At 67.5% G+C, this 22840-nt stretch carries 18 protein-coding genes and 5 pseudogenes; 9 read left to right on the top strand and 14 right to left on the bottom strand.

Annotated features, from left to right (window positions below):
- The first annotated feature begins 28 nt into the window (after positions 1-28).
- Positions 29-913: an IPT/TIG domain-containing protein gene (locus ACZ7MX_RS34865; RefSeq protein ID WP_472138097.1), complete on the top strand. Its 885-nt coding sequence runs from the start codon at positions 29-31 to the stop codon at positions 911-913.
- 363 nt (positions 914-1276) lie between these two features.
- Here ACZ7MX_RS34865 and ACZ7MX_RS34860 read toward each other — a convergent pair whose 3' ends face one another.
- From ACZ7MX_RS34860 to ACZ7MX_RS34845, 4 genes are all read right to left on the bottom strand, one after another.
- A complete protein-coding gene (locus ACZ7MX_RS34860) occupies positions 1277-2962 on the bottom strand; it encodes a ribonuclease J (protein WP_472138096.1) in 1686 nt (561 codons plus the stop codon).
- 232 nt (positions 2963-3194) lie between these two features.
- Positions 3195-3551, bottom strand: coding sequence for a hypothetical protein (locus ACZ7MX_RS34855; protein ID WP_472138095.1), 357 nt, complete (start codon positions 3549-3551; stop codon positions 3195-3197).
- A gap of 267 nt (positions 3552-3818) precedes the next feature.
- On the bottom strand, positions 3819-4163 hold the full coding sequence (locus ACZ7MX_RS34850) for a helix-turn-helix domain-containing protein (protein WP_472138093.1): 345 nt from the start codon (positions 4161-4163) through the stop codon (positions 3819-3821).
- Between the two features lie 954 nt (positions 4164-5117).
- Positions 5118-5486 (bottom strand): ATP-binding protein, encoded by a 369-nt coding sequence (locus tag ACZ7MX_RS34845; RefSeq protein WP_472138091.1) that lies wholly within the window; start codon positions 5484-5486, stop codon positions 5118-5120.
- Positions 5487-5915: 429 nt separating this feature from the next.
- Here ACZ7MX_RS34845 and trhA point away from each other — a divergent pair, with 429 nt between their 5' ends.
- Positions 5916-6551 carry a PAQR family membrane homeostasis protein TrhA gene (gene trhA / locus ACZ7MX_RS34840; protein ID WP_472138190.1) on the top strand — a complete coding sequence of 212 codons (636 nt, stop codon included), beginning with the start codon at positions 5916-5918 and terminating at the stop codon, positions 6549-6551.
- A gap of 96 nt (positions 6552-6647) precedes the next feature.
- On the opposite strand, the gene ACZ7MX_RS34835 is transcribed toward trhA, so the two are convergent.
- A complete protein-coding gene (locus tag ACZ7MX_RS34835; protein ID WP_472138090.1) occupies positions 6648-6929 on the bottom strand; it encodes a MerR family transcriptional regulator in 282 nt (93 codons plus the stop codon).
- A 1117-nt stretch (positions 6930-8046) separates the two neighbouring features.
- Between ACZ7MX_RS34835 and ACZ7MX_RS34830 the strand changes: the two genes are divergently transcribed.
- Positions 8047-8406 (top strand): hypothetical protein, encoded by a 360-nt coding sequence (locus tag ACZ7MX_RS34830; protein WP_472138089.1) that lies wholly within the window; start codon positions 8047-8049, stop codon positions 8404-8406.
- Positions 8407-8490: 84 nt separating this feature from the next.
- Positions 8491-9740 (top strand): annotated as a pseudogene (locus tag ACZ7MX_RS34825) (IS30 family transposase).
- 72 nt (positions 9741-9812) lie between these two features.
- Here ACZ7MX_RS34825 and ACZ7MX_RS34820 read toward each other — a convergent pair.
- The 5 genes and pseudogenes from ACZ7MX_RS34820 to ACZ7MX_RS34800 all read right to left on the bottom strand — a co-directional run bounded on the left by ACZ7MX_RS34820 (position 9813) and on the right by ACZ7MX_RS34800 (position 13974).
- A complete protein-coding gene (locus ACZ7MX_RS34820) occupies positions 9813-10139 on the bottom strand; it encodes an SCO5918 family protein (RefSeq protein ID WP_472138087.1) in 327 nt (108 codons plus the stop codon).
- A gap of 51 nt (positions 10140-10190) precedes the next feature.
- Positions 10191-10591 (bottom strand): annotated as a pseudogene (locus tag ACZ7MX_RS34815) (CBS domain-containing protein).
- Positions 10592-10636: 45 nt separating this feature from the next.
- Complete coding sequence (locus ACZ7MX_RS34810; protein WP_472138085.1) at positions 10637-12133, bottom strand: DEAD/DEAH box helicase; 1497 nt, start codon at positions 12131-12133, stop codon at positions 10637-10639.
- 346 nt (positions 12134-12479) lie between these two features.
- A complete protein-coding gene (locus ACZ7MX_RS34805) occupies positions 12480-12683 on the bottom strand; it encodes a cold-shock protein (protein WP_014145516.1) in 204 nt (67 codons plus the stop codon).
- A 1150-nt stretch (positions 12684-13833) separates the two neighbouring features.
- The gene (locus tag ACZ7MX_RS34800; protein ID WP_472138083.1) at positions 13834-13974 is read right to left on the bottom strand and encodes a hypothetical protein; all 141 of its coding nucleotides are present in this window, start codon (positions 13972-13974) and stop codon (positions 13834-13836) included.
- 73 nt (positions 13975-14047) lie between these two features.
- On the opposite strand from ACZ7MX_RS34800, the gene ACZ7MX_RS34795 reads away from it, so the two are divergent.
- The gene (locus tag ACZ7MX_RS34795) at positions 14048-15139 is read left to right on the top strand and encodes a L,D-transpeptidase (protein WP_472138081.1); all 1092 of its coding nucleotides are present in this window, start codon (positions 14048-14050) and stop codon (positions 15137-15139) included.
- Between the two features lie 295 nt (positions 15140-15434).
- Here ACZ7MX_RS34795 and ACZ7MX_RS34790 read toward each other — a convergent pair whose 3' ends face one another.
- Positions 15435-15578: a hypothetical protein gene (locus tag ACZ7MX_RS34790; protein ID WP_472138079.1), complete on the bottom strand. Its 144-nt coding sequence runs from the start codon at positions 15576-15578 to the stop codon at positions 15435-15437.
- 657 nt (positions 15579-16235) lie between these two features.
- Positions 16236-17002, bottom strand: a pseudogene (locus tag ACZ7MX_RS34785) (transposase).
- A 156-nt stretch (positions 17003-17158) separates the two neighbouring features.
- Here ACZ7MX_RS34785 and ACZ7MX_RS34780 point away from each other — a divergent pair.
- Positions 17159-17677, top strand: a complete 519-nt coding sequence (locus ACZ7MX_RS34780) for a GNAT family N-acetyltransferase (RefSeq protein ID WP_472138188.1) — start codon at positions 17159-17161, stop codon at positions 17675-17677.
- Between the two features lie 333 nt (positions 17678-18010).
- On the opposite strand, the pseudogene ACZ7MX_RS34775 reads toward ACZ7MX_RS34780, so the two are convergent.
- Positions 18011-18983 (bottom strand): annotated as a pseudogene (locus ACZ7MX_RS34775) (IS110 family RNA-guided transposase); the annotation flags it as partial.
- Positions 18984-19005: 22 nt separating this feature from the next.
- Between ACZ7MX_RS34775 and ACZ7MX_RS34770 the strand changes: the two are divergent.
- Positions 19006-19284: pseudogene (locus ACZ7MX_RS34770) on the top strand (VOC family protein); the annotation flags it as partial.
- A 314-nt stretch (positions 19285-19598) separates the two neighbouring features.
- On the opposite strand, the gene ACZ7MX_RS34765 reads toward ACZ7MX_RS34770, so the two are convergent.
- The gene (locus ACZ7MX_RS34765) at positions 19599-19955 is read right to left on the bottom strand and encodes a hypothetical protein (protein WP_472138077.1); all 357 of its coding nucleotides are present in this window, start codon (positions 19953-19955) and stop codon (positions 19599-19601) included.
- Here ACZ7MX_RS34765 and ACZ7MX_RS34760 point away from each other — a divergent pair.
- Both ACZ7MX_RS34760 and ACZ7MX_RS34755 read left to right on the top strand, forming a co-directional pair.
- Positions 19848-20615: an alpha/beta hydrolase gene (locus tag ACZ7MX_RS34760; RefSeq protein ID WP_472138187.1), complete on the top strand. Its 768-nt coding sequence runs from the start codon at positions 19848-19850 to the stop codon at positions 20613-20615. The genes ACZ7MX_RS34765 and ACZ7MX_RS34760 overlap by 108 nt on opposite strands.
- Before the next feature lie 1376 nt (positions 20616-21991).
- Entirely contained in the window at positions 21992-22600 is a 609-nt protein-coding gene (locus ACZ7MX_RS34755) for a tetratricopeptide repeat protein (RefSeq protein WP_472138076.1), read from the top strand.
- The last annotated feature ends 240 nt before the right edge of the window (positions 22601-22840 follow it).

The following is a 22840-nucleotide window of genomic DNA, read 5'->3' as shown; positions in this document are numbered from 1 at the left end:
CTGCCCGCACCACCCGGTACCTACCCCGATGAAGGTCCCCTGTCGGGCGGGACGCCGGTGGACATCATCGGGGAAGGACTGGGGCAACACCACCGCCGTCCGCTTCGGATGCCAGCCGGCCGCCTCCTTCACCGTCCTCAACGACCAGCAGATCGTGGCCGTCTCGCCGCGCCTCGTCACCGACGTCAAGATCGATGCCACCATCGGGCAGAACACCACCCGGACCGTAGGCCGGTTCTACTACCTCCCGGACTCGGTGCTGAGCAGCATCAGCCCGACGTCCGGCCCGCTGAGCGGGGGCAACACCCTTACCGTGACCGGCCACGGCCTGATCACCACCACATCGGTGCGCTTCGGCACCGTCGCCGTCACTCCCTCGTCCGTCCTGGACGACCGGATCACCGTCACCGTGCCATCCGCGGAGACGGCCGGCCCTGTGCCGGTCACCGTGGTCACGCGGAGCAACTCCTACGGGCGAGCCACCTTCACCTACGTCGGGCCGCCCGGCATCACCTCCGTGACCCCCTCCAGCGGCTCGACCGCGGGAGGCGACCCGGTCCTGATTGTGGGCACCGAGCTCGCGTCCACCCAGTCGGTGACGATCGGCGGCGTCCCGGCTGCCTTCGGGATCATCTCCAACACCCGGATCGCCGCCGTCACTCCCCCCCCCCGCTGCCGCCCCCGGCCCGGCGAACGTCACCGTGACAACGACGGGCGGCACCACCACCGCACCCGGAGCCTTCGTCTACACCTGATCACCGTGACGGTTGCCGGGTGTCGAAAGCAGCGACGTTGCGTACTCCAGCACGGTGTACCGCCCACACCGCACGCAATGCGCACACACAAATCCGCAGTTCAGACGCCCTTAGTCGCCTTCTCCAGCATCCAACGCACTCCACATGACGCGTCATAGGAAACACGTCACAAGGTATGTGGACGGGAGAATCTACAGGTCACATGTCGTTTTCCTGCCTTGGACACGGGCTGTGAGGCGGCCGGAGCGTCAAATGAGCGTCATGTCTAACGGACTTTCTCTCCTCCTTTGGCCGGTACGCCAGACTGTCCGCGTTTCTGGTCCCCGTGGCCGTCATGTTGCTGCTCGGGCGGCAGGTCAGCTGCTGGAGGCGCTGCGGGATGCCCGGCGCAGCGCTCGCCACCGGGCCGCCCGGGCCGACCCGGTGGGCCGGTGATGAGGCTGGACAGCAGGACCGACTCGTCGTCGAGCTTCACCTCGTGCACATCGGCGTCCGCCCCCGGACGCCTGCCCGGGTGCGGCTCAGGCGTCGATGATGATGGGGATGATGAGGGGCTTGCGGCGGTGGGTGCGGAACGCCCAGTTCGCCACGGCGCGGGCGAGGAGCTGTTCGAGTTGGCGCGCGTCCCCGACGCCTTCCTCGGCTGCGGTGGCCAGGGTCTTCTCGATGACGGGGATGACCGGCTCGAAGGTGGCGTCGTCGTGGACGAAGCCCCTGGCCAGGAAGTCGGGGGCCTCGGCGAGGGCGCCGGTGTCCGCGTCGACGATCGCCACCACCGTGACCACGCCTTCGGCGGCGAGGGTGAGGCGATCCTTGAGGGACGCCTCGGTAGCGCCGCCGACTTCCATGCCGTCCACGTAGACGTTGCCGGCGGGGACCTTGCCGGTGATGGACGCGCGTCCGTCGACCAGGTCGACGACGACGCCGTCCTCGGCGATGACGACCCGGTCGGGGTCGACACCGGTGCGGATGGCGAGGTCGGCGTTGGCCCGCAGGTGGCGCCATTCGCCGTGCACGGGCATGACGTTGCGGGGTTTGACGATGTTGTAGCAGTAGACGAGTTCGCCGGCGCTGGCATGCCCGGAGACGTGCACCTTGGCGTTGCCCTTGTGGACCACGTGGGCGCCCCACCGGGTGAGTCCGTTGATCACCCGGTAGATGGCGTTCTCGTTGCCGGGGATGAGGGAGCTGGCGAGCAGGACGGTGTCGTCCTTGCCGATGCGGATCATGTGGTCGCGGTTGGCCATCCGCGACAGCGCGGCCATCGGTTCGCCCTGGGAGCCGGTGCACACCAGAGTGATCTTGTGGTCGGGGAGCTTCTCCAGCTCCTTCGTGCTCACGACCAGACCGGAGGGTACGTTCAGATAGCCCAGGTCACGGGCGATGCCCATGTTGCGGACCATCGACCGGCCGACGAAGGCGACCTTGCGGCCGTGCTGGTGGGCGGCGTCCAGGACCTGCTGGATGCGGTGCACGTGGCTGGCGAAACTCGAGACGATGACCCGGCGCGGCGCGGTGCGCATCACCTGCTCGATCGCCGGGTTCAGCTCTTGCTCGGAGGTGGTGAAGCCGGGCACTTCGGCGTTGGTGGAGTCGGTGAGGAACAGGTCCACGCCCTCCTCGCCGAGGCGGGCGAAGGAGCGCAGATCGGTGATGCGGTCGTCGAGAGGGAACTGGTCCATCTTGAAGTCGCCGGTGTGCAGCACCATCCCGGCCTGGGTGCGGATCGCGACCGCGAGACTGTCGGGGATGGAGTGGTTGACCGCTACAAACTCGCAATCGAAGGGCCCGAAACCACGCCGGTCGCCCTCCCGCACCCGCACCGCGCGCGGCCGAATGCCGTGCTCCTTGAGCTTGGCCTCCAGGAACGCCAACGTCAGCTTGGAACCGACGACGGGAATGTCTGACCGCTCCCGCAGCAGGTACGGCACGCCGCCGATGTGGTCCTCGTGACCGTGGGTGAGGACCACGCCCACGATGTCGTCCAGCCGGTCCCGGATCGAGGTGAAGTCCGGCAGGATCACGTCCACGCCGGGCTGGGTCTCCTCGGGGAACAGCACGCCGCAGTCGACGATGAGCAGCTTGCCCGCGTGCTCGAAGACGGTCATGTTGCGGCCGATCTCACCCAGGCCGCCCAGGGCGATGACCCGCAGCCCTCCTTCCGGAAGGGGCGGTGCGGCTTTCAGCTCGGGATGCGGATGACTCATACCCTGACGGTACCCGGAGAGCGGACAGGGTGATCCACTACCTCCTCCCGACAGGGTCGGGGCACCACAACGGGTATCCGAGGACGATCCGATGACGCCGACGGCGGACAGACAGGGGTCAAGGCGGGGTCCAGCCAAGGTGAGCTCAAAAGCCGCCACGAGATGATCTTGGAGTCCTGAAGGCGGCTGATCAGGATGCGGTAGGCATCGCGCGGGCGAGCGGCGCCAGGTTTCAGTACAGGGCGGCGTGCAGGGCGGCTGCGAGTTCGCGGACCCGGCTCTCGTCTGCCACGTCGTGCAGTACGAAGTAGACCGGCCCCGCGGAGGAGTCCGAGCGGATCTCGCCGGCGCGGATCATCTGGATGACCGCAGCGCGGATGGCGTCGTACACCGAGTCGGCGACGGCGTGCTGCGGGGCGGTGATCATGTCGGCCTTCACCGTCCAGTGCTCGCCCAGAGACTCGATGGCGACGAAGACGGCGTCCTGCTCCTTGGCCTGCCGGTACGCCGCGTTGAAGGCCGCCATGCCCGTCGCGTCGGGAACGAGGTCGGCGGGGTAGGGAGCCGGCAGCGGCTGTATGGGAACCATCGTGCCAGGCGCGCGGGACGGCACGGACGTCGACACGGCAGGCGTGTGCCTCACTGGGACTGGCAGGCCGCTGATGGGCCACCGGCGCGCTGGCAGGGCTCCGGCCCGGGACTGGTGGAACCCTCTTGGGCAGAGAAGGACCCCAGCGTGGTGATCGCCGGGGTCCTTGCCCTGTGGTAGTCAGGGGCGCTCGTTTCAGGGGCCGATGGTGGGCTCCAGTCGGTGGCGGGCCGGGAGCGTCGTCCGTGTCTTCGTGCCGGCGTCCGGTCAGGCTGAGGTCTTCGACTGCGGCTCGGGGCCTTGTGTGCGCATTTGCTCGTTGATGCGCTGCGCTTCTTCGAGTTGGTCTTCGAGGACGATGATGCGGCAGGCGGCTTCGATGGGGGTGCCCTGGTCGACGAGTTCGCGGGCACGGGCAGCGATGCGCAGCTGGTAGCGGGAGTAGCTGCGGTGGCCGCCTTCGGAGCGCAAAGGTGTGATCAGGCGGTGTTCGCCGAGGGCGCGCAGGAAGGCGGGGGTGGTGCCGAGCATGTCGGCGGCCCGGCCCATGGTGTAGGCGGGGTAGTCGTCGTCATCGAGAGGGGTGACGGCGCGGGAACTGCCAGGGGGCATAGACCTCTTCTTCCGGGGGGCGCGTCGGGGGGCCCGGGCGCCGTACTGGCACCCGGGCCCCGAGCTTTCAACACCATCTACCGGCGAACTGCGCCGGCCTTGTATGTCCGCAGGGTCCGCCTGGGAGGGCGGGACTGCGGGGATCGCGGATGCGTGACCGGGGACCACCTTCCAATCCGGGGCCTGCGGTACCCGGGCGGACTGCTTCCTCGCCCGGGCGATCCTGATGGCGTCTCGCTCCTTAACTTCGGTTACTCGGTGGTACTGCTGATACAGCGGGTACTGCTCACGACCCTCTTGGGCCGTGTCCTGCTTGACCTGCCGGCAGGGCAGTTCGTGTCTGCCGTGCCCACTTCGACTTCCTGGGTACGACAAAGACAATATCCCTGCGACGGGCCAATGTCTACTGTCGTCACGACAGGTTTTCTCCATGGCTAGTGTCTGGTTCTTCCGTAGATACACCCGGAAGAGTGCCGTCCCTGGGTTGCTTCCTGGCTCGGCGACCACATGCTGAGCCTGGAGGCACAAACCCGATCCAGGGTGGGGTGACAGCGCATGACCGCCATGGAGACCGGCCTTTACATCGGTACAGCCGTTGGCGCTGAGATTGATCATGGCCCTGAGTTGGGGGCTGCCGCCGCCCCGGGCCGCCGAGGTACGCGTCAAACGGGCCATGGGATGATCTTGTCCCGTGAGTGATCCGCAGGGTTCCGGTGTGCGCGGAGGCTGGCTGGCCCGCTTCCATGAACGACGGCGGGAGGCTCACCGCAGCGGGGGGCCGCGGCGGCGGTCGTTGGAGGAGGCGGCTCATGGGCAGCCAACGACCTGGAGGACGTTGGCTGGCGGGATCGACCACCGGCCCGGCGGCGGACTCTCCATGAGGCTGCCGAGCGGGCCGCCGACCACCTGGAGGGCCGGCAGACACCTGCGTCAGGTTCCGGCGCCCAGGGACGGTCACAGCAGGCGGCCGGCCGGATCTCCGCCGGGGTCGTCGGCCAGCACGATGGCGGCCCTGACTCGCTTGCCCACCGGCTCGCGGCGCACCTCGAAGCTCTGGCACACGGCCATGATGATCTCCAGGCCGTGCTGCCCGACCCAGCCCGGGTCTGCGGGACAGGCCGCGGGCAGTGTCGGGTCGGTGTCCCAGACGCTGATCTGAACGGCGCCTTCGCTGACCTCCAGGTCCAGCAGGCAGGGGCCGGGCGCGTACTTGTAGGCGTTGGTGACCAGCTCGCTGGCGGCCACCTGCACGGTGCCCATCGCGCGGTCGGAGACCAGGATGCCGTGTACTGCCTGGACGTCGGTCAGGAAGCGGCGGGCCACGCTGCGGGCCTCGGCGATCGGTTCGCTGCCCTCGAAGGCGAGGGCCGGCAGTATCGGGCGGCGGGCCAGCGGCTAGTCCTCGTTTTCGTGCACCACTGGGCCCACACCGCCACCCTCATCCTGAACAGCCCGGTTAAGGCGCACGAATACCCCCGAAACGACATGGCACGCATCCGCACGACCGGCCCCCGCCCGGCGTGACTTTCCTGTGGCGGCTACCGCAGGCCCAGTTGGTGGCTAGATCGACCGACGCTGTCACGGGCAGGCTCTTAGCATGATCGGATGGTTGCCGATGACGCCCAGAAGAACGGGACAGGACGGGAAGTTGTGTCTGGGGACGCCGTAGCCGGTCTCCCCGGCGGATCACATCATGGCAATGCCGGGGAGGAGTTTCACCCGGTTGCCGACCTGGTCGAGTGGGCGGCCGACCTGGTCGAGCCGGTAAAGCCGAAGCTGCGTGGCTGGCTCCATGCCGCGATGGTCCCTGCCTCGGTGAGCGCCGGCATCGTCCTCGTCTGCCTGACTCGGACCCAGCAGGCGGCCCTGGCCTGCACCTTGTACTCCGTCACCGCCTGGCTGCTGTTCGGGACGAGCGCCGTCTACCACCTGGGTACCTGGGGGCCGATGGGCGAGGCCGTCCTGCGTCGCCTCGACCACGCCAACATCTTCCTGATCACCGCCGGGACCTGCACCCCTCTGGCCGTGCTCCTCCTCCCTCCTGACCGGCGAAACCTGCTGCTGTGGATCGTGTGGACGGGCGCGCTGACCGGTATCGCCTTCCGCGTGCTGTGGGTCAACGCTTCCCGCTGGCTGTACACCCCCTGTTACCTGGCCCTGGGGTGGGCACCGGTGCGTTACCTGCCTGACTTCCTGCACACCGGCGGTGCGGCCGTGGTCACCCTGACAGTGACCGGCGGTCTCCTCTACAGCGCGGGCGCGGTCGTCTACGCCGTCCAACGCCCCGACCCCTCGCCCCGCTGGTTCGGCTTCCACGAGGTGTTCCACGCCTTGACCGTGGCGGCCTTCACCGCCCACTACATCGCCATCTCCCTCGCCGTCTACTGACGGTGGAGCCGTTCGGACACGAGGATCCTCTCTGCGCGCCGCAGCTCGGCCACGCGCGGGTGTGATAGCCCGCCGATACCGGCGGGCCCGCTCACCTCAGGCTGCGGCCGGTGGACTGGACGATCCGCCGGTGCGCCGGTATTCGGCGTTGATCCGTTGGGCTTCTTCGAGCTGGTCTTCGAGGATGATGATCCGGCATGCGGCCTCGATCGGGGTGCCCTGGTCGACGAGCTCACGCGCGCGGGCCGCGATGCGCAGTTGGTAGCGGGAGTAGCGGCGGTGTCCGCCCTCGGAGCGCAGTGGTGTGATCAGCCGCGCTTCGCCGATGGCGCGGAGAAAGCCGGGACTGCTACCGAGCAACTCGGCGGCCCGGCCCATCGTGTAGTCGGGGTGGTCGTCGTCGTCGAGACGGCTTAGCGACTCGTCTGCTGTATCTCACCTCTATGTGAAACGCGGGGAGGGGCCTTGGTGCCACTTGGCACCAAGGCCCCGAAGGAACTGCAACACCATCTGCCGGCCCTAGTGCTGCGCCGGCCTTCTGTGTCCGCCCGGCCGCCTGATACTCCGGCGGGGGTGCGGGGATCGCGGATGCGTGACCGGAGACCACCTACCTATCGATGCCCTGCGGTACCCGGGCTCGCGTCTTCCGCCCGGGCGATCCTGATGGCGCTCGACTCCTCCGTTCTTTCCTCGGAACCAATCACTTGCAAACAGGGGCTGCGTACGACTGGTACTGCAACCGCGTCAACTGCGGTCCTGCTCACGGCGGCCCCTCATCACTTCGGGCCACCCGGTCCGGTCGTCAGTCCCGTCGCCGTCGCACAACAACCTGGCTTCGGAACTCCACCACCGCACCGTCATACGTGGACTGCTGCCCGGCAGTTCGTGTCTGCCGGGCCTTGCTCGATCTCGTCTACGAAAGAAATCGTAATCACGGGGACAACCGAATGTCTACTCCAGCAAGTATAGATTTGCTGCGGCTCGACGATGAGGTCTCCCGCTAAGCCGATCCGCGAACGCTGGGGGCTGTCCGCAGCGCAGGTCCGACGCACGGACGAGACCCAGAGCCGCCCGCGAAGCTTCCCGTGGCGGCGCCGACCGGCGCGGCGCGTCGACCGCGATTCTCAGCCCCTCCGGCGAGCACGGTGGCTCCGGTGGGCTGGCGGGCGGGGCGCAGGGTCGGGTAGGCAAGGGCCGGGCATGAACGATCCGCAGACGAGGGTGACCCTGATGAACACAATGTCCGTCAACGCCACATCTCCCCCGTTCCACGCGGCGGTTGCCGACGCACGCGATACCGCACAAGCGTTCATCGAAGACCGGTAGCAGCCGAAGGGCAGCCGACCAATGCCTCGAAGCACGCCCCTGGCTCGCAGCCGCCGCACATACGCACCCCCGGCCTGGTGCGCCACCAGGGGAGCCGTATGCGCCCGTCTCGCCCGGTTGCGCCATCGTCCAAGCCGCCCGTGCGGGCCGGTGCATAGAATCCGTTCCCATGCCGAAGCCTGACGAGCTGCTCGTTGCGATAGCCGCCCTTGTGGAGTCCGAGCAGAGCAATCAGATGTCCCTGACCGTGGTCACCAGTGGTGCTGTCATCACCGGTCGGCTGGCACCGGAAGCTATGTGGACGCAGAGGGTGTCGGAGGTGCTGACGGACTCCGCCGACCTGGGCGAGTTCTCCGCCGTCTTCGACACCCCCGCGAGGAAGGACGGACCGCCCACGCATCTGCATTTCCACGTCGCCCGGATCCTGCAGGGTGCGGTGGGGATCCCGGAGACAGGCGGGATGTACCGCGTCGCGATCGAGGACGTCAGTGCCTGGACCGTGGGCGACTTCAGCTACTCCGACCACTGACTCACCGACCCACGGCACACAGTGAGGCCCCACCGGCACGCTTCGGTTCTAGTGGCCGTCGCAACACCCTAGTTCAGGGGTGCGATGGACTTCGAGATCCCGATGGATCGGCGGCCTCAGGGGCTCAGGAGGTTGGACCCTGAGCGGGAGGAATACCTTCGGCTCGTGGATCTTGGAATAGGGAACACGGAAGCCTGCCGGATCATCGGCATCAACCGCCGCACCGGCAAGCGTTGGTTCTACGGCCGGCAGGCATCCGGGAGGTACAGGGTAGCCCCGCCCATCGTGGACACGGGGCTGCCCTGGCAAGCACCCGAACCCCCGGCTCGCCCTGAGGAACCCGTCGGCCCGTCGCGCTACCTCACCGAGGCCGACCGCATCCACATCGCTGACCGGCTCCGGGAGACGGCGTCCGTCCGGACCATCGCGGCCGAGCTTGGCCGCAGTCCCTCCACCGTAAGCCGGGAGATCCGCCGCAACCGCAGGCTCATGCCCAACGGCGGCTGGCCTACCGTCCGCACGCCGCCCAGCGCCGCGCGGACGCTCACGAGCCGCGCCCCAAGCCCGGCAAGATCGGCCAGAACCCCGGGCTGCGGGCTTCCTCCAGGACCACGTGACCCGGCGGTGGAGCCCGGAGCAGATCTGCCACGCTCTACGGGCCCGCTCCCCGACCAGCCGGAGATGCACGTGATCCATGAGACGATCTACCAGGCGCTTTACGTCCAAGGCCGCGGGGAACTGAGGCGCGAGCCGACCCGGGGCCCTGCGGACCGGACGCGCGATGCGCCGCCCGCACCGGCACTCGGCGGCCCGCCGATCGCGGTTCGTGCGCCCCATGGTCATGATCAGCGAACGGCCCGCCGAGGCCGCCGACCAGGCTGTCCCCGGCCGCTGGGAAGGCGACCTGATCGTCGGCAAGAACAACGGCTCCGCCATCGGCACCGTGGTCGAACGCAGTCCACCCGCCAGCACCCGCTACCTGATGCTCGGCGCCGCCGCTGTCCGCAACCCGCTCACCGAGACCGTCCAGACCCTCCCGCCGCACCTGATGCGGTCCCTGACCTGGGACCAGGGCATCGAGATGGCCTCCCACCACGCCTTCACCATCACCACGGACATCCCGGTCTACCTCTGCGCCCCGGCCAGCCCCTGGCAGCGCGGCTCGAACGAGAACACCAACGGCCTGCTGCGGCAGTACTTCCCCAAGGGCACCGACCTATCCCGCCACACCCGCGAGGACCTGGACGCCGCCGCCACCGAACTCAACAGCCGCCCACGCAAAACGCTCGCCTGGGAGACCCCAGCCGAGTCTGTCTAAACTGCTCGCGGCTTGATCAACTCACCGCAGTGTTGCTATCCCCCCTGGAATTCGCCCATGCCAGTGGGGCCTCCCTGCCCGGTTCGGCTCACACCTGTCCGTACGTCAGGCGGACAGGGGGAGCGCCGAGCGTTGCGGAAGCCGGCCCGTACGGGCCGGCCAGGGGCGCAGATGCGGCGGTAGGGCGGGTGCGGCAGGTGAAGCCGAGTTGGGTCATGGCCCTGAGGACTTCGCCGGTGCTGAAATCACGCCGGTCCTGGCGGGTGACGACCTGGCCGACCTGCTTGGCGGGGTAGTGGCGTCGTCCGATGATGACAAACTCACCGGTGATCAGCTCAGGTGTGACGCCCTTCATCGATTCCACCACGCCGCTCTTGGTCAGGTCGAACGGGAAGCGAGCGATGACACAGCGCATGATGCCTCCAGGGGGGAAGAGAAGACGGGCCCGGATAGGGGTGACGGCGGTTCAGCGAGAGAGGGCGAGGACGCCCAGAGCGTTGCCGGGTCCGTCGACCACGGGCGGGGCCCCGAGCCGGCGGCAGCGCATCGCACGCTCGGCTTCGGCCCTCGTGACCAGCGGCGAGGCGAAGGGCCCGATGAGTCGGCGATGTCACGCAGGCGGATCCGGTCCGTGTATCCGGAACCGTCACGAACGGCCGTGAGCCGGTCCCGGGTGACCAGGCCGGTGCACATACCGTCCTCGTCGCAGACGACCAGCTGACCTGTACGGGCGGCGGCCATCACGGACAGTGCCACCTCCACGGTCATGTCCTCCCAGACCTGCGGTCCGGCCGCGTCCGCGGGATCGGCCGCCGTCTGCACGGCGTTGGTACGTGTTGAGCGGAACTGCGTCTGGTCCAGCGTCAAAGGGTGCCTCCTGCGAAGTTGGGCGGGCTTCCTGACACGAAGGTTCTATGCCGCCGCACCGGCGGTGGACTGCCGTACGGGCGCGCGGCGGGCCGCCGAGACGGGGCGGCGTCGGCCGCGTGAGGTGGCGCCGCGCTTCTTGGGGCGTTCGACCACCGGTGCGGTGATGACGACCGGGATGCCGGAGGGAACCTGGGCGCCGGTGATGCGGTGCAGGGCCTCTTCGCCGACGCGGACCTGGGTGGTCTGCGGGACGATGCCGGCCGCTGCCATGAGGCGGGTCATGCCGCGGCGCTGGTTGGGGGTGACCAGGGTGACGACGCTGCCGGACTCTCCTGCGCGGGCGGTGCGGCCGCCGCGGTGGAGGTAGTCCTTGTGGTCGGTCGGCGGGTCGACATTGACGACGAGGTCGAGATTGTCGACGTGGATGCCGCGCGCCGCGACGTTGGTCGCTACCAGCACATTGACGTGTCCGGTCTTGAACTGTGCCAGCGTGCGGGTGCGCTGTGGCTGTGACTTCCCGCCGTGCAGGGCGGCGGCCCGTACCCCGCTGCTCAGGAGGTGTTCGGTGAGGCCGTCGACGGCGTGCTTGGTGTCGAGGAACATGATCACGCGGCCGTCGCGTGCGGCGATCTGGGTGGTCGCCGTGTGCTTGTCGGCGCCGTGAATATGGAGCACGTGGTGCTCCATCGTCGTGACCGCGCCGGCCGTGGGGTCGACGGAGTGCACGACGGGGTCGCTGAGGTAGCGGCGCACGAGCAGGTCGACGTTGCGGTCGAGAGTGGCGGAGAACAGCATGCGCTGGCCTTCGGGGCGGACCTGGTCGAGGAGGGCGGTGACCTGCGGCATGAAGCCCATGTCGGCCATCTGGTCGGCCTCGTCGAGGACGGTGATGGAAACCTGGTTCAGTCTGCAGTCGCCACGGTCGATGAGGTCTTTGAGGCGTCCCGGCGTGGCGACGACGATCTCGGCGCCAGCGCGCAGCGCGCTCGCCTGTCGGCCGATCGGCATTCCGCCCACCACCGTGGCCAGCCGCAGCCTCACGGAGCGGGCGTACGGGGCGAGCGCGTCGGTGACCTGCTGCGCCAGCTCACGCGTGGGTACGAGGATCAGCCCCAGCGGCTGCCTCGCCTCGGCGCCCTCCCCGGCCGTACGGGCCAGCAGCGCCAGTCCGAAGGCGAGGGTCTTGCCGGAGCCGGTGCGGCCACGGCCCAATACGTCCCGGCCGGCGAGGGAATTCGGCAGGGTCGCGGCCTGGATCGGGAAGGGTACGGTCACGCCTTGCGAGCTGAGCGCGCCCAGCAGCGCCCCGGGCATGTCGAGATCGGCGAAGCCCTCCACGGCGGGGAGCGCGGGAGTGATCGTCTTGGGCAGCGCGAACTCCCCCTGGGCCGCGGCGGGCCGGCGGCCGTAACCACCGGAACGGCCCGGCCCGCCGGAGCGGCTCCTGGCCGACGAACCGAATCGGCTACCGCCCCTTCCGGATTCGGCACTGCCGTTACGGGTGCGGGTGAAGCGGTCGTTCGTGCGTGTGCGGTTCATGCGGAACCTTCCTCGATGCGGCACATATCAAGGAATTCCCGCAGCGATCAGCAGCACAGAGAATTGCAAGAATGGACCGGTGGAATGCGACAGCGAATCTGACCGACGAAAAATCCGCGCGGCACAGTAGCTGGAATGAGTGGCGCGAAGCGGACGCAATGTTCGGGCGTCCCTCGCGATGAAGCCATGAAACGATGCATGCACCCCTGAAGGATGCCCCGTATGCGGTGAGCATACGGATTTCCTGGTTCTCGTCCGCAGGCGAAACCACTGCGGAAAATGCGAGTAGCTGGGGCCCGCACCCCGAAGGACGCGGGCCCCAGCTACAGCTACGCGACAGTCAGCGTCAGGCGAGAACGATGTTCTCGGCCGTCGGGCCCTTCTGGCCCTGCGCGATGTCGAAGGTCACCTTCTGGCCCTCCAGCAGCTCGCGGAAGCCCTGGGCGGCAATGTTCGAGTAGTGGGCGAACACATCAGCGCCGCCACCGTCCTGCTCGATGAAGCCGAAGCCCTTTTCCGCGTTGAACCACTTCACAGTACCAGCAGCCATATCATTTCTCCTTTGGGGCAGTGCATCGGGATCCGCACTGCACGGACCCCGTGTCGCCGCGATGATCACCCCGCCCGGAAAAAGACCGGATAACAAAAGTGCTTCCAGTGGCACAGGCGCCGCCCGGAGGGCACTTGAAGTTTTGGGAACCACAACTGCAACTGAGATCGACCGTAGCACGCCGAAGCGGCCTGTGTACGGTGAAGAATCCCACCCCCACTTAATGCGATAGAGAATCTGCCTGCCAATCCCGTTGAAACCTCAGCTCGCGGGCACAGATTTTGCCCCAGCCGGAGCGCAACGTTTCTGGAAGTTTTGGGGGCGCGTCCAGCGGAAGGGCTGCTCCCCCAAGGGATGGTGCGGGCGGGCGTGGAGATCAGGGTGGCTCCGACAAGCGCCACGGCCCGTCTCCGGCGCACGCACGGAAGCGGCCAATATCGAAGACCATCAAGGACCAGACCGTCGATCAGCTCGGTGGAAGCAGCGGCATCCTGGTGCGGCAACGCCGTGAGCACGAGGAAATGGCGGCTGACGGATCAGTACCTGACCGTCGACGACCTTCACCAGCGGGAACGCGTCCTGAAGCAGGTGGTGCTCCCGGTTGCACGACACGATGGACACCGGCCGGCTACGCACACTCGGCACCACCTGGGCGGCGGTACGACAGACCCCGACGCAGCCGCACCCCGTGATCCCCCGGCGGCCTCCCGGGAACGCCCTGCTGGGTGTACCGCTGGGCGACGCTCTGGCCATCGGCAGCTCCGCCTCACGACGCAGAAGGTGATCGCGGCCTGGCCGGGGTGCTCGCTACCGCTTTCGTGGCCGTCGCGGCACAGCGCCCGAAGCGGAATCGAGCGCGCAGGACCGTGTTCCTTGCCCGCGCCGCGTCGATCATCGCCGGAGTACTGCTCTCGACGCGTCTAGCCGCCATCACCATCGCGCAGATTCCGTCAGTACGCCTGGGCAGCGGGGCAAGCGGTGAAAAGGTCCTCGTCAGCGCTCTGATCGGAGAGTACCGCCTAGGCCGCCGGCTGCATGAGAGTAGCGGTCCTGGCCTACCGCGCCACGCAGTGGACCACCACCCATAAGGGAGGCCACTTTCGTGATGATTCCCACATAGCACCCAGAAGCGGAGGAATATATGCAAATACTAATCAAATCGATCGATGGTGGCGACCAGTTGTAAGCGTTCCGGGATAGCAGCAATGGAGAAGCGCGTGATGGCGGAGAGTAATCGACGTGCCACGTTGGCGGCTGCGAGCACGGTGCTCAGCGGTGTGGTGGCGCTCACGGCATTCGGCGGTATCAGCGAAGCCGCCCCCAAGAGCAGCGCCCCCGGGAGCCCCCCGCAAACGCAGGCACCGGTGAACCAGGCGGCCGCCAAGGATGCGTCCGACGCCCGAATCGAGATCTCCCCCAAGGGCGGCGCGTACGACGTCGGGCTCAATGACCCCGTCAAGGTCACCGTCAGCGGCGGCAAGCTCACGAAGGTGACCATGACCGCCGTCGCGACCGGTGCGGAGGTCCCGGGCACCCTGTCGGCGGACGGCACCTTGTGGAAGTCGAACAGTCAGCTGCAGCGGGCCACCACGTACCAGGTCGCCGCGGAGGCCGAGGATGGCAAGGACCGCTCCGCCACCGCCAACTCCACTTTCGCCACCGTCTCGCCGGCCAACAACTTCATCGGACACCTTTCCCCCGAGGACGGGTCGACCGTAGGCGTGGGCATGCCGGTGTCGATCACCTTCGACAAGGCGATCACTAACAAGGCGGCCGTGGAGTCCGCAATCAAGGTCAGCTCGACCAGCGGCCAGCAGGTCGTCGGCCACTGGTTCAACGGCAACCGCCTGGACTTTCGCCCCAAGAACTACTGGAAGGCCGGCTCCACCGTCACCGTCAAGCTCAGCCGTGACGGTGTCCAGAAGACCGTCACCTTCAAGATCGGCCGGAGCCAGGTCAGCATGGTCGACGCCGAGACCAAGCAGATGAAGGTCGTGCGCGACGGCAGGACGATCAAGGCCATCCCGATCTCGTCCGGCAGCCCTGAGAACCCGACGTACAACGGCCAGATGGTGATCTCCGAGAAGTTCAAACAGCTCCACATGAACGGCTCGAGCGTCGGCTTCAAGAAGAAGGACGGTAAGCCCGCATACGACATCAAGGACGTGCCGCACGCCATGCGGCTGTCCACCTCAGGCACGTTCATCCACGGTAATTACTGGGGTGCCGACTCGGTCTTCGGCAAGGTCAACACGAGCCACGGCTGTGTGGGCCTGAACGACGTCAAAGGCGGTGACGACAGCCGGCAGCCCGGCGCCTGGTTCTTCGACCACTCTTTGGTCGGCGACGTCGTGATCATCAAGCACTCCAAGGACAAGACCGTCGCCCCGGACAACGGCCTCAATGGCTGGAACATGGGCTGGGACGAGTGGGTCGCGGGCAGCGCACTCAGCTGACGCTGCGCCGGACCTGCCGAAGTCGCGTGCTTGATCCCGCGGTTCGGGGTCTTGCCCGCGGTGAGGACCAGCCGCGCCCGCCGTCGCCCGGGGCCTGTGGGGCGCCGTCATCATCGCCGCGGCCCTGGTGCACTGCACTGCCGATGCCTGCTGCGACGTCCCCGTTGCCCGGAATGCGCATCGCGGCCGGAAGACGGCGTAAGGAGCCGGGCTGGGTGGGCTGTTCGCCGAATGCGGACGGACCGGGACGTGCCGTGATGACGAGGTTCCCTGCGCGGCCCGGCCGCCCGCCGGTTCAGTGTCCGCTGGCCGGTTCGGTGGCGAGACGCTGGGCGAACGTCTTCCCGCCGTTCTTCGATTCGTAGACGCTGTCCTCAGTGGCCGCCAGGACGTGCTGGGCGCCGACGGCGGTGAGTGCCTGCGGCGGCCCGCCGGGCACGGCTCCGGTCTTCTTTCCAGGTTCTCCCGGCGTCCGTGCTGCGGTGGAGGCCGCCGGTGGCGTCGATGCCGTACAACGCGTCCTTCGCTCCCCACGACACGAACGCCATGACGGGCTGCGCGGCGTCGGCGAAGGTCTTGCCGCCGTCGGTGCTCTTAGCGATGCCGTCGGCCGTCGTGGCCAGGACGGTGTCGGGATCAGCGGGGTTCACGGCGATGTCGAGTGCTTGGAGCTTGGCCCGGTTATCAGTGGACGCCGTCCTCGCTGACGCGCAGCAGCCCGTTGGTGCTGTCGTAGCCGTAGACGGTACGTTCTCGTAGTCCAGGGCGTGGAAGTCGACCTCACCCCCGAGGGACTTGGTCTTCCAGGTCTTGCCGGCATCGCGGCTTTCGATCAGCCCGCGGTTCGCGGGTTCGTCGCTGCCTGGAGCGGGGTGCCCGCTGGCCAGGAAGGTCTTCGCCCGGCCATGGTGAAACCCATGAAGTCGTCCTTGCTGTTGCCGACGCGCTGGGGCTGGCCGCCCTTGCCCGGGGTGAAGACGCCCTCATGGGTGGCGACGTAAAGACGCTTGTCGGCCGGGTCGATGCCTAAGACTTGTCCCGTAACTGTTCTTCGGATGGGTACGGGGGGAGGTCGATCGTTGTCCTGCTCGCTTGGCTATCCGGTGAGAGCGAGGTTGTGGAGGCGGGCGATGCCGCTCATGGCGTCTTGGACACCGTCGCCCTTGAGGCGGCAGTCGCGCAGGATCTTCCAGGTCTTCATGCGGGCGAAGGCGTGCTCAACCCGAGCGCGGACCTGCTTGTGGGACTTGTTGTGCGCCTGCTTCCAGTCGGGGAGGTCTTCGCCTTTGCGGCGCCGATGGGGCATCACGAGGCCGGTGCCCGGGTAGCGCCGTCGGCGATCGTCATGGTGTTGCCGACGGCGGCCTTGGCCCCGGATTCCACCCATGCCTTGCAGTCGTTGCGGTTGCCGGGCACCGGTCGGCCGACCACGACGACCAGGCGACTGTCGGCGTCGATGACGACCTGGTGGTTGGTGGAGTACCGGTAGTTTTTCGACTGCTCGGCGAACGTGTGATCACGGGTGGGAACCAGGGTGCCATCCACGATCAGCACGGTCTCCTTGCGGAATCGCTTGCGCTGCCGCAGGGCCAGTAACGGCCCGAGCTGATCGACGATCCGGTCCGCAGCAGACTTGGATACCCCAAACAGCGGAGCGAGTTGCCGCAGTGTCAGGTTCGTTCGCCAGTAAGCGGTGACCAGCAGGACCCGATCGTGCAGTGGCAGGCTCCACGGCCGACCCTTGCGGACCGGGTCCGCACCTTCGCGCCGCAGCGCGGTGACCAGCTTGCCGAACTGCCGCGGGCTCAGCCCGGTGAACGGGGCTATCCAGGACGGCTCGGACGCCGTGATCACACCAGACACAGCAAGATCATCTCAACTGCCGGCCATTCGCGGTGGCCTCTCGCAGCTGGCTCCGTTCGCTTTCAGTAGCAGCGTTCGTCTGATTGCTTGAGCAGCGGTGACCCGTGAGCCAGGAGTGTGGGCAGAGGAAACGGCTTTGCGCCCTGTGTGATCGGCATGGATGCTGGCTTGCCGGAGGTACTGAAGATGATCAATGTTGTGTTGAAGCTGTCAGCCCGTGATTTGGTGCATGCGGACCTGGCGTCGTGCGGGTGGGCAGGGTCTGACCTCCACCTGGCCAGCGTCGCCAAGCAGTTGGAACGTGTCCGGACCGGCGAGGTCGACTACCTTGCGGTCTGCCCTGCAACGGACGTCCCTGTGGCGAAAGGCGGCGTCGACTACCAGGTCAAGAAGGGGGTCGGCACTTTGTGGCAGCTGGCAGTCCACCCCGCATTGCAGTCGTGCGGGATCGGCACCTTCCTTGTTGAATCCGCAGAACTGCGGATCAGGAGCCGCGGTCTGCGGCAGGCCGAGCTCGGTGTGGAGGAAAGCAACCCCCGGGCACGTGCGCTATACGAAAGGCTGGGTTATGTCGCGTACGACCGTCAGCCGGACTCGTGGGACGAGCAAGCCCCTGATGGGTCGTTGCGCCGCTACGAGACGATGTGCACGTGGATGCGAAAGGAACTCACGTAGGCTCAGTCACCTTCGCGGGGTCTCTCAGCGGACGCGGCATCCCAGGTCATGGTGTCGTCAGATCCGGGCGCCGTACTCGGAGGCTGTCGGCCACGGCGGAGGCTTCTTCCTCAGATCCAGCCAAGCTGTGGTCGCGGAGCGGGCTCGATCCGCACCCAGTTCGCCCTGCCCATGCATGCCGCGGCACGTGCGTACTCGATGGAACGCAACCAGACTCGCGGGACGGCTTGCCCGACGGCGAGAGCGTGCGGACGTGGCGGCGTAGCCCGAGCGGTCACGAGATAGCCCACCACCGACGCCCGGCGATCTTTACGGGACTTCCCAATGCTGATGTCAAGCCGTTGCAGCAGCGGACAGTGAAGCCTGGTAGCACTGTCTGTCACGGATCATCGCCCACAAGACGTTGATTCGTCGGCGGGCGAGAGCAAGGAGAGCCTGCTTGTGTCCCTTTCCCTCACCACGTTTTCGTTGGTAGTACGCCTTGGAAGCGGGACACGACTTGAGGCTGGCCAGCGCCGACAAATACATGCTGCGCAGCAGACCGCGGTGATAGCGGCGGGGCCTGCGAAGGTTGCCGCTGACGCGGCCCGAGTCATGGGGCTGCGGGGCCAGGCCGGCGAAGCTGGCCAGGCGGTCAGCACTGCCGAAGGCGTCCATGTCCCCGCCCGTGGCGGCGATGAACTCGGCGCCGAGCCTGGCGCCCATGCCGGGAAGGCTGCGTATCACCTCGGCGTGCGGATGCTCGCGAAACCGGTCCTCGATAAGAGCGTCGAGTCCCGCGATCTCCTCGTCGAGGGCCATCACCCCCTTCGCGAGGCGGACCACCATGGCAGCGGCCAGTTTCTCTCCGGGCAGCGCGGTGTGCTGGGCCTGGCCGGCGTCCACGGCAGAAGCAGCGAGTGCGGCGGCGCCTTTCACTTTCCGGTTCTTCAGCCAGGTCTCGATTCGTTTCGCACCTGTGCGGCGGATCGCTGCCGGAGTCTGGTAGCCGGTCAGGAGCATGAGCGGGCCCTTGTTGGTCAAGTCCAGCGACCGCTCCAAGGCCGGGAAGATCTCCAGCAGCTGAGCCCGCAGACGGTTGATCTGTCGGGTGCGGTCGAAGACGAGGTCGAGGCGCCGAGTCGTCAGGGTGCGCAGGTCGATGGCGATTTCGTCACCGGGGCCTGAGTAGTCCCAGATCACGGCGGATGCGGGCCTGGTCGGCGATGACGAAGGCGTCCTTCGCATCGGTCTTTCCCTCGCCTCGATAGGTGGCCGAGGCCCGGTGCACTGCCAGGCCGGTGAGATAGGCGACAGACTGATCGTGAGCGGGGCGTGCACGGAACCGAACGCGCCTGTGGCTGAACCCTGTCGAGGGGTCCTTGGAGGCCGAGGTGGCCCGGCTGACGGGCCTGGGTGCCAGGGTCGTCGAGAAGCGCTGGACGAATCGGAGCTGTGGACTGGCCGTGGTGGTGCTGTCCGACCCTGAGGGCAACGACTTCTGCATCGAGTCCAGCGACAGGGAAGTCGCTGAGGTCGTGCGGCGGTTCGAAGACCCGCAGGATGATCTCGACGGGCTGGGTCCCGAGCCTGAGCCCACCGGGTTCCTAGGCATCGACGCCCCGTAGATACCGGTCTGCGCCGGGACGCGCGGAGGGAGACATGGGCGGGTACGGCTATTGCCGTACCGCAGTTGAGCACCAGCGAATCCCTCGGCAGGTCGAAGGGGCCGGCGAGGACGGCGGTGTCAGGCGATGGGCAACGCCGTTCGACTGGCAGATGGGAGGCCCACCCATCGCTGTTGCCCAAGCGCTGTCCCGCAAATGATCTCTGAGTCGGCCTGGACACGTTCATCTGATGTGCGGCGTGCTCGCTCACCCGGCAAGGGCGATCAGAATCTAGCGCCGAGCCGTACACCGCACTCGAATATTCCGGCGATTGCTCACGAGGCGGGGCGTCCTCGGAGCACGTATATGAGCTGATGGCTACCGGGCCAGTGTTGCACCGGGCTCTCGTCCGCTTGCTCGGCTGCGGCGAGCACCTGCTGCAGGTCCGCCTTCGGAGCGTTCGTTTTGTACGGTAGAGCCGTGCCGACCAGTCCCGCCTCGGCCCCACCCATGCGTGCCTGCCTCACCACCCCGACGGCCGTCGCCTCTCCTTCCTCGACTTCGGTCCCGTCGAGGGCCGGCCCCTGCTCGCGCTGCACGGGCACCTCGGTGAAGGCGCTGACTTCGCGGAGCTGGCCGGTGCCCTGGGTGCCGGGGGGTGGCGGGTGTTCGCGCCCGATCAGCAGGGGCACGGGGACTCGGACCGCGCGGAGCGGTACGACCGGGACGGGTATCTCGGCGACCTCCGTCTCCTACTCGCACACCTGGGCCTTGATCAGCGCCCCCTGCCCGTCCTCGGGCACTCCCTCGGCGCCATCAACGGCTACCATCTGGCCGCGGATCAGGCCGTCGCGGTAAGCGCCTTGATCAATATTGACGGGCCCGCCTATCTGTCCGTCGTCTCTCCTGCCCCGCTGTCGTTCCCGCTCGATCTGCCCTACGTCGCCCCTACCCGCGAGGACCTCGTCCTCGCTTGCGGCTCCCTGGCGCTACTGCTGGAGAACGGACTGCGGCCCCACCGCGACGGCTGGCGGCTCGGCTGCCATCCCGAGGACATGGTCGACTCGGACACCCGCCTGCTCGGTGACCACTGGCGCCCCTGGCTGGTCTCCGGCTGCCCCGCACTGCTCCTGCACAGCACTGCCAGCACCGTTCTGCCCACTGCACGGGTCCCACGTTGCACACCGAGCGCGCCAAGCCGGATACGAGGTCCCCCTAAACACGTACCTGACTCACCATCAGAAAAGTCAGCACTGGGTCAGCATGGGCCCTGCCAGAACGGGCTTCACTCTGCCGAACCTGCACATGCCCCGAGGGTCGCAAAAAGCGCACCTGACCTGCGTACCGGCTGATCGACATCGCGGAGTCGGCCGGAGCCTTGGAGCGGGCGTTTGGCGTGCACGGTCTTGTCTCCCGGGGCCGCCAGAGTCGGAACTCCGGCGGCCCCAGACCGCACTATCGCTGGATGAGGTATCCGCTGTACCCGCCGACGGCCGAGACGGCCGTACCGATCAGAGCCAAGGCTCGCGGGGATACGTAGAAGCCGATCGAGACATCCAGATCATCGCCGACCTGGAGACGGATCTTCTTCTGCTTCCTCGTATGGCGCGTAGGTGCGGGCGTCTCACGCCCGGCTGCCATGTGACCTCCTAAGGTTTCGAACCTCGCTGGTTACTCGTCACCTCTCGCTCCGGCCAAAGAGATCGAGGCTTCCGAGCGGACCCATGATGGATCCGGGTGGACCCATGATGGAGGAGGGCGCGACGCCGCGCTCAATCGCACTTATGGGACAAATCGGAAGAGAGCGCAGGTCACTGCCGCTATGGAGTCAACGAGATACACATGGTTATGTGACCAGTTTCACTGATTCCGCGTCAGAGTCCATGAAGCCAGGTCACGACAGCCCCTCAGGCATCCCTGCGGGCCTGAGTACTAGTGAGTTGCGTCACACCCTCCCTCGCGAGGGAGTACCTGAGCTGGCATTATGGCGCTGCGCAGCGGTACATGCACATAGAGTGAGACTGGAGACTGGCTACTCTACTCACAGTTAGAAGCCGAATACTCACAGTGTGTAGCCGCACGATCTCGGTGAGTGTGCCGTGCAGTCATTGCACGGGGTTTCGACTTCGCTGAAGGCCCGCCACCTCTCGCTCCGGCCAAAGAGATCGAGGTGGCGGGCATCTGCATTCCGATGTTCCAACGGGGCACTCAGGCCCTGACGGCGACCTCAATAGCTACTGCCGAGCTCCGGCAGCGTTCCGTCGGCCGACCAGCGTCACCAATGCGGCGGCTGTGCCCGCAACCGTGGAGACGTAGCCAGCCACTTGCCACACCCGCCCCAGCGACGGGTAGGCCACCGCCAGCACTCCGCAGCCCACCGCCGTCACAGTCAGGGCCGCCGCCACGACCGCCGCCGTACGCCAGGAGCTCCGCGCGGCCGGCTGCAGGGTCACCGGCTCGGCCTCTGGCACCGAAGCGACCGGGCAGGCCGTTGCAGAGCTTCCGTAGGCGACCGCGTAGGCAGGCACCCGGTCCGCGGGCGGCGGGCCGCCTACGGGCGGCTGGAAGGTGGGCGGCGCTCCGCCAAAACCCCACGTCCGCACACGGGTTGAGCAGAATTCGCGAACAGTGGACCGCAGGGGCAGCGGCGCTACGGCAGGTGAACGGCTGCACCATGCAGGGGCCGCGGGTTAGCCGCGCAAGTGCGGTGGGGGCATAGAGATTCGTGATGCGCACGATGGCCATGCAAGGGCTCAAGCTGCACTGGCCCGAACACTGTCTCGGCCTGGCAGAGACGGGGCTGAACCGCGCCAAGGGCAGATTCGACGCTCAGACCGAATCCCCCTTCCGCGTCGTCCACGCCCACACCCTGGCCAAGGCTGGGAAGCGCACGACCGCCCTCGCCGAAGCCGAGCGGGCGAGCATCTTGCTGACCGCCGACCCCGGCGACGAAGTGCCGTTCTGGGCCCTGGCCTGGGGGCCTCCGGCCGCGTCGGTCTACTCGCGCAACGCCAAGGTCTACGAGGCGCTCGGCGACTACCGGACCGCCGCCGAGCAGTACAGCCGCGCCGCCGGCGCCCGCCCCGCCGGCACCTACGCGCGGATCGTCGCCCTGGGCCTGGTCGCCGGAGCCGAGATGCAGCTCAAGCGCGGCCAGATCGAGCAGGCGTGCACCACCTGGCACAGGGCCCTGGACCACATAAACGGCGTACGCTCCGTCCGCACCCGCAAGGCCGTTACCCGCATGCGTGGCGACCTCGCCCGCTTCCGAGCCCGCGGAATACGCTGCGCGGCCGAGCTGGATGAACGCGCCATCGACTTCCTCGCCAGCGCCTGACACGAGTTGCCCCGCTCCGGCATGGGAATGGCCAAGGCCTTCAAGCCGCCGCTCGGCTCGCTTCCCACCACGGGTAACCGGGCGACAGGGCGGGTATCGCGGCGGGTTGCTGGGCTCGGGCGAGTGAATCTCCGCGATTTCGTGAACTCCCGCGCTGCAGGACGCGTCCGCCCAAATGTGACCTACCGCCCTGCTCCCCTGACCCAGCCTGGCCTTGCCCGAATTACCGTGGAGGCCTGG

Source organism: Streptomyces sp. NPDC107765, assembly GCF_055657085.1.
The sequence above is the reverse complement of the archived record's forward strand: the minus strand, read 5'-3'. Positions and strand labels throughout refer to the sequence as shown.

Bases quoted from the DNA above. Each gene is read 5' to 3' on its own strand.
- ACZ7MX_RS34835 (WP_472138090.1), bottom strand. From the start codon at position 6,929: ATGGGCCGGGCCGCCGAGTTGCTCGGTAGCAGTCCCGGCTTTCTCCGC.
- ACZ7MX_RS34860 (WP_472138096.1), bottom strand. From the start codon at position 2,962: ATGAGTCATCCGCATCCCGAGCTGAAAGCCGCACCGCCCCTTCCGGAA.
- ACZ7MX_RS34820 (WP_472138087.1), bottom strand. From the start codon at position 10,139: ATGCGCTGTGTCATCGCTCGCTTCCCGTTCGACCTGACCAAGAGCGGC.
- ACZ7MX_RS34865 (WP_472138097.1), top strand. From the start codon at position 29: ATGAAGGTCCCCTGTCGGGCGGGACGCCGGTGGACATCATCGGGGAAG.
- ACZ7MX_RS34810 (WP_472138085.1), bottom strand. From the start codon at position 12,133: ATGAACCGCACACGCACGAACGACCGCTTCACCCGCACCCGTAACGGC.
- ACZ7MX_RS34850 (WP_472138093.1), bottom strand. From the start codon at position 4,163: ATGCCCCCTGGCAGTTCCCGCGCCGTCACCCCTCTCGATGACGACGAC.
- ACZ7MX_RS34830 (WP_472138089.1), top strand. From the start codon at position 8,047: ATGCCGAAGCCTGACGAGCTGCTCGTTGCGATAGCCGCCCTTGTGGAG.
- ACZ7MX_RS34805 (WP_014145516.1), bottom strand. From the start codon at position 12,683: ATGGCTGCTGGTACTGTGAAGTGGTTCAACGCGGAAAAGGGCTTCGGC.
- ACZ7MX_RS34755 (WP_472138076.1), top strand. From the start codon at position 21,992: ATGCGCACGATGGCCATGCAAGGGCTCAAGCTGCACTGGCCCGAACAC.
- ACZ7MX_RS34780 (WP_472138188.1), top strand. From the start codon at position 17,159: ATGGATGCTGGCTTGCCGGAGGTACTGAAGATGATCAATGTTGTGTTG.
- ACZ7MX_RS34855 (WP_472138095.1), bottom strand. From the start codon at position 3,551: ATGGTTCCCATACAGCCGCTGCCGGCTCCCTACCCCGCCGACCTCGTT.